The organism is Carboxydothermus pertinax, from assembly GCF_001950255.1.
Taxonomy (GTDB): domain Bacteria; phylum Bacillota; class Z-2901; order Carboxydothermales; family Carboxydothermaceae; genus Carboxydothermus; species Carboxydothermus pertinax.
On record NZ_BDJK01000017.1, the window covers coordinates 33,776 to 44,931 of the forward strand.

Here is an 11,156-nt window from a genome sequence, read left to right on the forward strand (position 1 = left end):
AATACTACATTGAGAAGAGTAAAATACCTTTTAAATTTTTTGCTACATTTTGTTGCATTTATTGAAATGTTACATATTGTAGAGTAGTATTCTGGTAGGTGATATATATGACATTGGCAGAACGGTTAGTAGAACTTAGACAAAGTCGCGGATTAACTCAAAAAGAGCTCGCTGACTTTTTGAATATATCCCGTTCAGCACTATCACTCTACGAAACAGGCAAACGTGAACCCGACTACGAAACTCTCCTGAAACTTGCCAATTTCTTCGAGGTAAACGTTGACTACCTACTCGGAAGGACAAATATACCGGACCCTATCCCCTTCCAGAAAGAACACCACCAAATAGAAGCGGCACTCCGGGACGATTCCGAAGACGAAGAACTCCTCGCCTTCTGGCAGGAAATGAAAGAGCGGGAAGATTTAAAGCTGCTCTTCCGCTCCACCAAGGACTTATCTCCTCGGGCCATCCGGAGAGTTATCCGCGTTATTAAGGCCATTGAGGAAGAGGAAAGCAACGATTGGTAGGGGGTGATTATATGGACAACGCCAAGATTGAAGCCCGCTTAGACCAAATTACAAATATGCTCACCGAATTAATCCGCATAGTTGGTAACCCCAACGCCGCAGTGGAAGGGCTTAGAAAAGATGTAGACGAACTAAAAAGCGATATGAAAGAAGTAAAGCAAACCTTGAAAGAACACACAGAAAAGTTGGATTACGTCTTATTTAAAATTGCCACTCACGATGCCGATATATTCAACCTCAAGCGTGTTAAACCATAAATAAAGCAAAAGACCTGCTATCTCGACAAAAGATAGCGGGTCTTTGTGTTTTAGAGACCTTTCGACAAAATCCCCAAATAACTGACATTTCAGGGGGCAAACATGAAAGAATCTCCTAAACTCAACGAAAGCGAATTGTTCCACCTTTTAATGAATAATCCCGACCTTTTTCAGGATATTTTAGCCGCTTATGATATTAGAGTTAGATTTGCCCAATTAGAGCCGGAAGTGAATGGGTTATTAAAGATGTAAAAGTAACAATTACAAAAGTTGAGCAAGATAGTAAGGCTTTAAAAATATATGTAACTTATACAAATAATAGTCCTGAAAGAATTAGCCCCGCTGAATCCTTAGTGAAAGTAATTAGTAATGGCAGACAATATGAAAATGATTTCTCTTTTATCTCCGATTACATAGACAAATACTATGATGAATATAAAAGCTATCCACTTGCTCCTTCCGAAATAGAACCAGGTGTAACAGCTGACTCGATTATTCTCTTACCCCCGATACCAAATATAGAAAAAAATGTCCGCATAATATTAAGAGCCAATTATGAGTGTAGTGTTTGTAATCCGCCAAAATAAACTATGCGGCTGGCTTGGGTTGGGGGTTGGAAGATGGATTTGCATCTATTTTCTTTTACTCCTATTTAGTTGGCCTTAATATGCAACAAGAAAAATTAAAGAAAAAAATAGATGAATTGCAGAAATAAATATGCTAAGTAGGAGGTAATAAATGTCCACGTTAAGCTTAATGGAATATATTGAAAATATTGTAGGGGGCTTATGTGGCTTTTTTCTTGGAATGTTTTTTCTAACTTTTATTATCTATTTACCTTTTCCAAAAGCAAATTATGGGTTTGATATTATTACTGTTCTAATTGTAGAAGCAATAGCCACAGTATTTTTCTTTACTGTAAAGTTTTTTATAAGTGGCGTTATAGATAGTATTTATAAAAAATCTGGAATAAAAGATGTTGATAAAATGACTGGCGAGCAGTTTGAACACTGGCTTGAACTATTATTTAAAGAATATGGCTATAAGGTCGAACGAACACGTAAAACCGCTGATTACGGAGCAGACCTAATTATTGAAAAGGAGAATATAAAAATTGCGGTCCAAGCTAAAAGACATAAAAACAAAGTAGGAATAAAAGCCGTTCAGGAGGCTATTTCAGCAGTAAAATTTTATGGTTGCCACAAAGCTGCAGTTTGCACCAATAATTACTTCACTGAAAATGCGATAAATCTTGCAAAGGCTAATAATGTTGAGCTAATAGATAGGGATAAGTTAGTAAAGCTTTCTATGGATAGAAGAAATAATTAATAATTATGCCTTATTAGTAGACGTGGAGCATTTTAATCAACTTACTCTTTACTTCAAATAAAAACCAAAAGAATATAAAAGAAGGAGCGATAAGCTACGATTTACAAAATTTATTGCAACGAAAGTAGACAAACTAATTCTGAATATATATTAGTTGGTGGAATATGGATATTAAAAGAAAAAGGATGGAATTTTGTAAACGATTTCGAAAAGTTTTGCCAAAATGTTTTAGGTTTAAAAAATCCTATGGGGCACATGAAATGGACTAAAGTCCCCCCATCAGCAAATAGTAAGTACTTCAAAGCATACGAAAAATTAGTTGACTTAAATTTCGAATATAATTCAAAAAATATAATGTTTTTTAGGACCTTAATAGTTAATAAAAACGATTATGATTTTACTCATGAAAAATTTTATAAAGGATACGACCTTTACACCTGGGCCACAAACGCATATATCATCCCTGCCATTGGCCATATTTCACTGCAAAAACTCCAGCCACACCATCTCCAGCGTTTATATAACTCTATTCGCGGTAATAATAAATCTACAAGGTTAGTTCACCTGGTCCATCAGCTTTTATATGGAGCTCTTAAACAAGCTAAAAAAAGCCGTCTTATTCAAGATAATGTTGCTGAAGCGACAGAACTCCCGCGGATGCAGAAAAAAAAAAGAGGTCCGGGCACTCACTTTAGAAGAACAAGACGCCTTTCTCCGGGCATTAGCAGGGCACCAGTTAGGCACAGCTTTTATACTGGCTTTAGGGACCGGACTGCGACGAGGTGAACTCCTGGGACTTCACTGGGAGGATATTGATTTAGAAGAAGGAATTTTGCATGTAAAAAGAAATGTAGTTTATGTTCGTGGACATGGGATAGTGGTTCAACCGCCTAAAACGGAAAAAGGCAATCGTACAATACCAATCCCAAAATTAGTTTTAAAGATGCTGGAAGGGCACCAGGAAAGATTAAAAGCAGAAGGGCTTTACAGGCCTGACGGACCCGTTTTCCCAAGTAAAAATGGCACCTATATGTATCCTGACAACTTCGAGCGAACGTTCAGGAAACTGCGCAAAGAAGCAGGAATTGATATTAACCTTCATGCGCTCCGTCATACTTTTGCTACTCGCTTATTAGAACTCGGTGAAGATTTAAAAGTAGTTCAAGAGTTACTTGGTCATGCGCGTATTGGTATAACAGCAGATATTTAGACTCATGTTACAGAACGATTAAAAAAACGTGCAGTAGAAAAATTAGACCAAGTTTTAAACTTTGGGCACCAATTGGGTACCAAAATAACATTTAAGCCTCCGGAGAAAACCCCGGAGGCCTTGATTTCTCTGGTGGGCGGGACAGGGATCGAACCTGTGACCTTCTGCGCGTCAAGCAGACGTTCTCCCACTGAACTACCCGCCCGCCTGCTCTTATATTATTACTGATTTTCATTCTAAAGTCAAGTAGGAAATTTAATCATATTTTCAACTTTTAAAACATAAGTTATATCAAACTCAATGAAAGGAGAGCTACTATGAAAGTTTTATTTTTTAATTACAAAAAACTTTGGCAATATATCTTAATACTTTTTTTAGCAGCATTAATTGGCTTAGTTTTTTATCACTACTTAACTGAACCGGTAGTAAAACCTCAAATTATTGACTTTTACCCGGTTTATAAAGTTGAAACTAATAAAAAAGTAGTAGCATTAACCTTTGATTTAAGCTGGGGTACGAATACCTATAAACCTATTCTTAAAACTTTAAAAGAAGAAGATATAAAAGCTACTTTTTTCCTCTCTGGCCCCTGGGCTAAACAACATCCCGAGATAGTCCAGGAAATTGTTAAGGACGGCCATGAAATTGGAAGCCACGGTCATCGCCATATAAATTATACCAGTCTTTCCCCCGAGGAAATTAAAAAGGAAGTCAATTTAGCAGAAAATTCAATAAAAGCTGTAAGCAACGTTACGACGTCACTGATACGTTTACCCAACGGCGATTACGACAAAAAAGTAATAAAAACTTTAAGAGAAATAGGCTATACCGCTATTCAATGGAGCGTTGATTCTCTGGATTGGAAAAATCCCGGAAAAGAAACCATCTATAACCGAGTCTTAGCTAGAATTCACCCAGGGGCCATAATATTAATGCATGCCAGCGATACCTGCAAGCAAACGGGTCAAGTACTGCCAAAAATCATCAAAGAATTAAAACGCCAGGGTTATACCTTTACTACAGTCTCAAAACTTCTTACTCTGGGTCCCGCTGCCATTCAGTAGCAGGCCACCAGTGACCCATTTTATAAAGATAAAGGTAAATCATCATTAAAAAGCTCCATTGCATTGTACTCACAATCCAGGCATAATACACATCGTACTTATTTAAAATAAATAAATACCAATAAAGCGGCAGCCTAAATAGCCACATCCCCGCTGTTGTTAAATAAAACGGAATTTTTGTATTCCCGACTCCCCGGTATACCGACCCTAAAACCATTTCAACCCCAGTAGGAATTTGTTCTAAGGCCCCAATTTTTAAACACCCATTTATTTTTTCTAAAACTTGCAGGTCTTTGGTAAAAATTAAACCTAGCTTAGTGGGAATAAGAAAGAAAATTATTCCCATTATCCCCATCCCAAAAACGGTCAAATTTAAGGTTTTCCCTATGTAATTTTTTGCTTTTTTATAGTCACCTTCACCGTAAAACCTACCTGCAAAGGAATAGGCAGCAATGGCTAAACCATATCCGGGCATAAAGGCCAATGACTCAATATTAATAGCAATTTCGTTGGCTGCAAAACTTATTGCCCCAAGTTTTACCAAGATAAAACTTATCATAACCCTTCCCAGCGAAAAACTCCCTTCTTCCAAAGCAGCAGGTAAACTTATCTTGATAATTTTTTTGATATAAAGAGAGCCCATTCCGAGTTTTCTAAAACTTATTTTCTTTTCAAAAAAAGCAATATAAAAAAGGGTCACAATTGACCCCAGGGAAATAGAAATCCCCGACGCTAATGCGGCACCTACTACCCCCAGTCGCGGAAAGCCAAGCTTACCGAAAATCAAGACGTAATCTAAAAAGATATTCAGGCTGTTGATAACCACTGCCGTTAAGAGGGGAATATTAGTCTGACCCAGAGCTCTTAACAACCCATTGCCTACAAAAAGCAAAAGAGAAAGCACAGCAAATTTACCAATAGTATTTAAATAGCTAACCATTAATTCAGAAACTTCCGGTTCAATTTTTAATAAGGGTAAAAACAATTGCACCATTAAAGGTAAAAATATTAATAATAGTCCTGCTAAAAAAGCTAAAAGCAAAGAATAGGTAAAGTATCTTTTTACTTCTTCCTCTTTCTTCGCCCCTAAGGCCTGGGCTGCTAAAGCTCCACCGCCGGTACCAATAGCAGCAAAAATAAAATAAATGCTGAAAATAATTTGTGAGCCAAGCCCAACTCCTGAAACCGCAACTGCCCCAAGCCTTCCTACCATTGCCGTATCTACAATACCAACAGCCATATGAAGAACCATTTCAAGTACTGCCGGTAATGCCACTTTTATAATTTCCAGATACATGTAACGTTCTTTCCCCCCTTTCATAGCCCACCTTTTTCGATTTTATCATAAATTCCCTGGAAAATAAAAGAAAAATCCGGGCAGCAACCCGGATTACTTGGTTTTAGGAGTCATTCGCCGGCGAATTTCATCCAGCTCCCGGATAAAGGATGACAGTGGCCTACCTTTAGCTACCCCTTCGGCTACATGACGTATTCGTGTTACAGTATCTGCATCAGTCGTTACAAAAACCGTTTTCAGCCTCGGCTCAGCAGATTTAACTCGATTGGCTGCCTCTTCCTTAATCTTATCCGTTTCCTTTTTTTCTACCCCAGCCTTCAGGTCCAGTCCTACATATGCAGTACTACCAGAAATAACCGCTGTGGCTTTGGTAACCTTTTCGGTTTTAGCGGCCTCCCGTGCTATTTTATCTGCTATCTTTCTGAGTTCCGTAGGATTAGTAGGGAGAGTAGTAGGGGTACCACCTGGGGGAACAGTTTTAGGTACAGGTTTTCTTGCAGCTGTACAGGCAATAACTGTAAATATTAAGATAAAAAGCATTAAAATATAAAGAGCTTTTTTCATAAAATCACCTCCGAAAATAGCTTAACCACTTCCGGAGGTTATATGCAAAATTAAGCTTTATAACTCTTTAGCAGACCGTGGACCACGATTTAAAGCAACTTTACCAGTTCTGACAATTTCGACAATCCCATGGTCAGTTAAAACTTCACATAAGGCATTTATTTTATCTTCATCGCCGGTAAGTTCAATTACCATAGTTTCCCGGTTAACATCAACAATGTTAGCTCGAAAAATACTGACAATATTAACAATGTCTGCCCGCTTTTCCGGGAGGGCTCGTACTTTAATTAAAGCTAACTCCCGGGCAATGGTTTCTTCCATTGGTAATTCTTTAATTTTTATTACATCAATTAATTTTGACAACTGATTGATTACCTGTTCTAAAACAAGGTCATCCCCCTGAACAACAATTGTAATCCTGGTAATATTAGGTTCTTCGGAATAACCGGCGGTAATACTTTCAATGTTAAACATCCGCCGACTTAATAACCCTGAAATCCTTGCTAAAACTCCCGGCTTATTTAATACCAGCACTGATAGGGTATGTTTCACCCCAATCCCTCCTTAATCTTTTCTTTTAAACAACTCTTTGATAAAATTTTATTTGAAATTTTTTAATGGGGAAGATATCTATGCAAAGAAATTCACTACTTAAAGTGACAGTTGTTTTAGCAGTTGTATTGTTCATTTTTGTCTTCTTCATGTTAAATTTTAGCCATTTTTTTAACCGTTTTTCCTCTCCTGCCGAACTTGCTCGGTATTTACGATCCTTTGGTGTATTAACAACAGTAATAAGCCTTTTTCTTCTTGTAATTCAAACCTTATTTACCCCTGTCCCACTCTTTATTTTGGTTGTCGCCAACGGCTTTATTTTTGGAGTCATTCGCGGAATTTTCCTTTCATTGGCTGGAAGCGTTTTAGGAGCTACTATTGCCTTTCTATTAGCCAGACTTTTAGGAAGAAATTTCATAAGTCGCTATTTGAAACCAGAGCATCTTGACAAAGTGCATTCTTTTAGCCATAAGGAAGGCCCAAAGGTAGTATTTTTTGCCCGTCTAATTCCAGTTTTACCATCAAGCATAGTAAGTTACCTAGCAGGACTTAGCAATATGCGATTTATTCCCTATTTCGTTGCAACAACCTTAGGTAAACTTCCGGAAATTGTTATCTATTCCGTCCTGGGTCATGGTCTGGGTCACTTGAACGATTTAAAGTCACAAATTCTTCTAGCAGGTATAATCACCTTAATTGCCTATTTCTTTTACCGCTGGCATAAAAAAAATGGAGATTAATTTAAAAAAAAATCGCTCACACGAGCGATTTTTTATGCTTGTTCTGAAGCCACTTTATTTAGATCAGCAATTAATTCGTCAATATTAATACCATGAGCCCGGGCTCCTTGCTCAATATTTTCAAATTGGGCAGCTGCACACCCAAGGCATCCCATCCCATGCTTGTAAAAAACCGGTATTGTTTTCGGGTACTTGGTTACTACCTCGGTGATAGTCATTTCCTTGGTAATATTCATTGGCCACACCTCCATTTCCTACTCCTTATTTTAAATTTCTTCACCCGGTTTGTAAAGATGAAAGTACCTTTCATTTAATAGTTTTTTCCCACCAGACAGGTCCTTAGCCGCAATCTCGTATAATCCATGATTTTCACGAACAAGTTCAACCGATTGCAACAAATCCAGGCATCCTAAAACTTTACTTAAAACCAAAAACGTTTGCTCTTTTATTTCCTCGGGATAGATATTCTGGGAAATTTCATATAAGTTTGCTTTTTTTAGCTTTTTTACTGCTTCGTAAACTTCAAGGGTTTTTTGAAAATAATGGTTTTTTATTGAGATAATTACCTCTGATAACTCGGAAAACTTATCCTGGTGTGCCGGAAAAACCATTTCCACCGCAAGCTCAAACACATTATTTAAACTTTTTAAGAATAGGGGCAAAGTAGGAATTCTCTGCCCCTCCACTTGAGCTATAAGGGGATTAGGAAAAATATTTTTTAAGATAAAATCTCCGCTAATAAAATACTTATTTTTTAACTCATAGAGAGCAACATGCCCTAAGGAATGTCCCGGGGTATGAATAACTTTAAATTCAAAATCCCCGGTTTTGATAATTTCCTTGGTATGGAGCGGTATAAACCGGACTTCTTGTTTAGAAAACTTTTTCGCTATTGTATAATTATGCTTGACAACTGCATCGAATAGTTCTTTCGGTAATCCCCATTTAGAAACGATACTCATTACATTCTCTTGTTCTTCATTTAAAGAATATAACTCTAAAGGGTGTATGCGAATGGGAATATTAGCTTTGTGAGCAAGGTACTGAGCTAAACCAAAGTGGTCCGGGTGAAAATGAGTAACAATAATTTCCGACACGTCCCGGATTTCATACCCGTATTTCTTTAAACCTGCTTCTAAAGCCGCGAGAGACTCTTCTGTTGGCGCCCCAGTATCAATTAATGTAAGTTTTTTATCTTCCACTAAATAAATGTTAACGTCCCCAACCAGATACGGTGTTGGTAAAGTTAATGTTGAAATCCGGGCCATTACTTTCACCTCTTTAAAGCTTCTCAGCCACTAACTCTGCAATATCGTAAACTTTAACTTCCTCGGTCTTATCAAATGCCTTTATCCCATCTTCAAGCATGGTAAGGCAATAGGGGCAGTTAACCGCAATCCCTTCCGGATTGGTGGCTAATGCCTGGCGGGTACGTTCCACATTAATCCGTTCTCCTAAGGTTTCTTCCATCCACATCCGCCCCCCACCGGCGCCGCAGCAAAAACTGGTTTCTTTATTCCTATGCATTTCCGTTAATTGGATTCCTACATTTCTTAATACTTCCCTGGGCTCATTAAATACCCGGTTATAGCGACCTAGATAGCAGGAGTCGTGATAGGTGAAACGACGGTTATCCTTGCTATTTAGCTTTATCTTATTTTCTGCCAATAATTTAGCTATTAATTCACTGTGATGGATAACTTCATAATTACCCCCTAATTGCGGGTAATCATTTTTCAGTGTGTTAAAACAGTGTGGACAAGCAGTGATAATTTTCTTTACTTTGTAGTTATTCATCGTTTCAATGTTTTCCTGAGCAAGCATTTGGTATAAATATTCGTTACCTATCCGGCGGGCCGAATCCCCACAGCATTTTTCTTCGGTTCCTAATATTGCAAACTTTACTCCCGCAGCCTTTAAAATTTTAACTAAAGCCCGGGATACTTTTTTGTTTCTTTCATCAAAGGAACCGGCACAGCCAACCCAGTAGAGATATTCTATTTCTTCGGGGTTTTCCATCTCTCCCAGGATTGGCACATCTAAACCTTCCGCCCAGTCCGCTCTATTGGCCCAGCCAACTCCCCAGGGGTTGCCGTTATTCTCCATATTCCTAAAGGTAAGCTGTACTTCCTGCGGGAAGGAGCTTTCCATTAAGACTAAATTTCTTCTTAGCTCTATTGTTTTAGGTATGTGTTCTACATATACCGGACATACTTCCTGACACGCCCGGCAGGTGGTACACGACCAGATGGTGTCTTCTGCAATTATTTCCCCAATTAACGCCCGGGTTACCGCCCCTTCCACTTCACTGGCTGCTGCTTCTTCCCCCAGTCCTTTCCGGGCAAGTTCGGCTTTGGCTTTGGCAATTATTACCGGTGCTTTTTCGTTTAAGGCTTCCTTTAAGTCCTGGGTCATTTTCTTGGGCGATAAGGGTTTTTTCGTAAGGTAAGCGGGACAGTTGTCCTGACACCGCCCGCAGCGGGTGCAGCTATCCAAATCCAAAAGCTGTTTTTGGGTAAACTCTTCTACCGTTGCAACGCCAAAAGATTCTATATCTTCAGCTTCCAAATCAATTAAGGGGAAGGTTTTGGCACTCTGGGGATCCGCCAAAGCCTGGTTGATGGGAGCGGTAAAGAGGTGAATTAGTTTGGAATAAGGTATATAAGCTATAAAGCCAAAGGCTAAAAGCATGTGCCCCCACCATAAAATAGCATGCCAAAGCCTTAAAGTTCCCTCATTGGCTCCGGCTAACAGTTGGGCTAAAAGATTTCCAAAAGGTGAGTAGGCCGCCCAGTTGTCCCCGGCAACGGCTATCCGAATTCCTTCAATAAAATAACCGGTAACCAAAATCGTTAAAATTAAAAGTAAAGAAACCAGGTCATCAGTTTTGTTATCGAGACGATCTGGCTTTATAATATAGCGGCGAATAATTGCCATTAAAATACCAATGATTGCTGCTACTCCTCCGACATCGGCTAAAAAGCTAAAAAGTAAATAAACGTTGCCGGTAAATACTTTAATCCCAAAGTCCGCTTGTACTGCTACAATTAAGGTAGTTATAAACAAAACGGTAAATCCCCAGAAGATGCCAAAATGCATTAATCCGGGATACAGTTCGTTTAAGATTCTTCTCTGCAAAAAGGTCTCTTTTAAAAATCTAGCAAAGTCCCACTTAACACTGGTTTTTTGCCCTATTTTCCAGTATTGATAACGCTGATACATTCCATAGGCAAAAATTGCTAGAGCTATTAAAAACAACGGATACATTAGAAATTTAGCGGTATGGTTGATATTCCAGTAAAGCTCCCGTTGTGGAACTCCGTTCACCCTAATCCCTCCCCATTGTTTGAAAATTCTTCTAATAAAATTTATTAGAGAAGGAAGGCTTAATGCCTTCCTTTAGGATTTTAAAAGCTTTTTAAATTCTTCGGTTAAAAGGGGAACTATTTCAAATAAATCCCCGACAATGCCGTAGTCGGCAACTTTAAAGATATTGGCTTCCGGGTCTTTGTTGATGGCTACTATGACCTTGGAGCTGCCCATCCCGGCTAAGTGCTGAATGGCTCCCGATATCCCTACCGCTATATATAAGCTGGGAGATACGGTCTTACCGGTT

General features: G+C 38.6%; 15 protein-coding genes and 1 tRNA gene. 8 read left to right on the forward strand and 8 right to left on the reverse strand.

All coding sequences use genetic code 11. The features are described from left to right. Positions 1-107: 107 nt before the first annotated feature. From cpu_RS06030 to cpu_RS06045, 6 genes are all read left to right on the forward strand, one after another. Positions 108-527 (forward strand): helix-turn-helix domain-containing protein, encoded by a 420-nt coding sequence (locus tag cpu_RS06030; RefSeq protein WP_075859141.1) that lies wholly within the window; start codon positions 108-110, stop codon positions 525-527. An 11-nt stretch (positions 528-538) separates the two neighbouring features. Then, positions 539-784, forward strand: a complete 246-nt coding sequence (locus cpu_RS06035; RefSeq protein ID WP_075859142.1) for a hypothetical protein — start codon at positions 539-541, stop codon at positions 782-784. 102 nt (positions 785-886) lie between these two features. Further along, positions 887-1,036, forward strand: a complete 150-nt coding sequence (locus tag cpu_RS13620) for a hypothetical protein (RefSeq protein WP_159433977.1) — start codon at positions 887-889, stop codon at positions 1,034-1,036. An 8-nt stretch (positions 1,037-1,044) separates the two neighbouring features. Continuing rightward, entirely contained in the window at positions 1,045-1,371 is a 327-nt protein-coding gene (locus cpu_RS14225; RefSeq protein ID WP_369688856.1) for a hypothetical protein, read from the forward strand. 151 nt (positions 1,372-1,522) lie between these two features. Further along, entirely contained in the window at positions 1,523-2,113 is a 591-nt protein-coding gene (locus cpu_RS06040; protein ID WP_075859143.1) for a restriction endonuclease, read from the forward strand. A gap of 583 nt (positions 2,114-2,696) precedes the next feature. Beyond that, complete coding sequence (locus cpu_RS06045; protein ID WP_075859144.1) at positions 2,697-3,323, forward strand: tyrosine-type recombinase/integrase; 627 nt, start codon at positions 2,697-2,699, stop codon at positions 3,321-3,323. Positions 3,324-3,453: 130 nt separating this feature from the next. Here the strand turns inward: cpu_RS06045 and cpu_RS06050 are convergent. Continuing rightward, positions 3,454-3,528: transfer RNA gene (locus cpu_RS06050), tRNA-Val, on the reverse strand. Between the two features lie 112 nt (positions 3,529-3,640). Here cpu_RS06050 and pdaB point away from each other — a divergent pair. Continuing rightward, positions 3,641-4,387, forward strand: a complete 747-nt coding sequence (gene pdaB / locus cpu_RS06055) for a polysaccharide deacetylase family sporulation protein PdaB (RefSeq protein ID WP_075859145.1) — start codon at positions 3,641-3,643, stop codon at positions 4,385-4,387. On the opposite strand, the gene cpu_RS06060 is transcribed toward pdaB, so the two are convergent. The 3 genes from cpu_RS06060 to ilvN all read right to left on the reverse strand — a co-directional run bounded on the left by cpu_RS06060 (position 4,359) and on the right by ilvN (position 6,800). Beyond that, positions 4,359-5,708: an MATE family efflux transporter gene (locus tag cpu_RS06060; RefSeq protein WP_075859146.1), complete on the reverse strand. Its 1,350-nt coding sequence runs from the start codon at positions 5,706-5,708 to the stop codon at positions 4,359-4,361. The two genes, pdaB and cpu_RS06060, sit on opposite strands and share 29 nt — an antisense overlap. A 69-nt stretch (positions 5,709-5,777) precedes the next feature. Continuing rightward, positions 5,778-6,248 (reverse strand): YhcN/YlaJ family sporulation lipoprotein, encoded by a 471-nt coding sequence (locus tag cpu_RS06065; protein WP_075859147.1) that lies wholly within the window; start codon positions 6,246-6,248, stop codon positions 5,778-5,780. Positions 6,249-6,305: 57 nt separating this feature from the next. After that, positions 6,306-6,800 (reverse strand): acetolactate synthase small subunit, encoded by a 495-nt coding sequence (gene ilvN, locus cpu_RS06070; protein ID WP_075859148.1) that lies wholly within the window; start codon positions 6,798-6,800, stop codon positions 6,306-6,308. An 80-nt stretch (positions 6,801-6,880) separates the two neighbouring features. On the opposite strand from ilvN, the gene cpu_RS06075 reads away from it, so the two are divergent. Beyond that, on the forward strand, positions 6,881-7,540 hold the full coding sequence (locus cpu_RS06075) for a TVP38/TMEM64 family protein (protein WP_075859149.1): 660 nt from the start codon (positions 6,881-6,883) through the stop codon (positions 7,538-7,540). 32 nt (positions 7,541-7,572) lie between these two features. On the opposite strand, the gene cpu_RS06080 is transcribed toward cpu_RS06075, so the two are convergent. From cpu_RS06080 to cpu_RS06095, 4 genes are all read right to left on the reverse strand, one after another. Beyond that, positions 7,573-7,776: a DUF1858 domain-containing protein gene (locus tag cpu_RS06080; protein WP_075859150.1), complete on the reverse strand. Its 204-nt coding sequence runs from the start codon at positions 7,774-7,776 to the stop codon at positions 7,573-7,575. Positions 7,777-7,806: 30 nt separating this feature from the next. Next, entirely contained in the window at positions 7,807-8,808 is a 1,002-nt protein-coding gene (locus cpu_RS06085) for an MBL fold metallo-hydrolase (protein WP_075859151.1), read from the reverse strand. Positions 8,809-8,821: 13 nt separating this feature from the next. Further along, positions 8,822-10,867, reverse strand: a complete 2,046-nt coding sequence (locus cpu_RS06090; protein ID WP_077177197.1) for a heterodisulfide reductase-related iron-sulfur binding cluster — start codon at positions 10,865-10,867, stop codon at positions 8,822-8,824. Positions 10,868-10,939: 72 nt separating this feature from the next. Beyond that, positions 10,940-11,156: electron transfer flavoprotein subunit alpha/FixB family protein (locus tag cpu_RS06095; RefSeq protein WP_143299300.1), on the reverse strand; the 217-nt coding region annotated here is incomplete at its 5' end.

Bases quoted from the DNA above. Each gene is read 5' to 3' on its own strand.
- cpu_RS06065 (WP_075859147.1), bottom strand. From the start codon at position 6,248: ATGAAAAAAGCTCTTTATATTTTAATGCTTTTTATCTTAATATTTACA.
- cpu_RS06085 (WP_075859151.1), bottom strand. From the start codon at position 8,808: ATGGCCCGGATTTCAACATTAACTTTACCAACACCGTATCTGGTTGGG.
- cpu_RS06060 (WP_075859146.1), bottom strand. From the start codon at position 5,708: ATGAAAGGGGGGAAAGAACGTTACATGTATCTGGAAATTATAAAAGTG.
- cpu_RS13620 (WP_159433977.1), top strand. From the start codon at position 887: ATGAAAGAATCTCCTAAACTCAACGAAAGCGAATTGTTCCACCTTTTA.
- cpu_RS06045 (WP_075859144.1), top strand. From the start codon at position 2,697: ATGGAGCTCTTAAACAAGCTAAAAAAAGCCGTCTTATTCAAGATAATG.
- cpu_RS06030 (WP_075859141.1), top strand. From the start codon at position 108: ATGACATTGGCAGAACGGTTAGTAGAACTTAGACAAAGTCGCGGATTA.
- cpu_RS06040 (WP_075859143.1), top strand. From the start codon at position 1,523: ATGTCCACGTTAAGCTTAATGGAATATATTGAAAATATTGTAGGGGGC.
- cpu_RS06075 (WP_075859149.1), top strand. From the start codon at position 6,881: ATGCAAAGAAATTCACTACTTAAAGTGACAGTTGTTTTAGCAGTTGTA.
- cpu_RS06035 (WP_075859142.1), top strand. From the start codon at position 539: ATGGACAACGCCAAGATTGAAGCCCGCTTAGACCAAATTACAAATATG.
- pdaB (WP_075859145.1), top strand. From the start codon at position 3,641: ATGAAAGTTTTATTTTTTAATTACAAAAAACTTTGGCAATATATCTTA.
- cpu_RS06080 (WP_075859150.1), bottom strand. From the start codon at position 7,776: ATGAATATTACCAAGGAAATGACTATCACCGAGGTAGTAACCAAGTAC.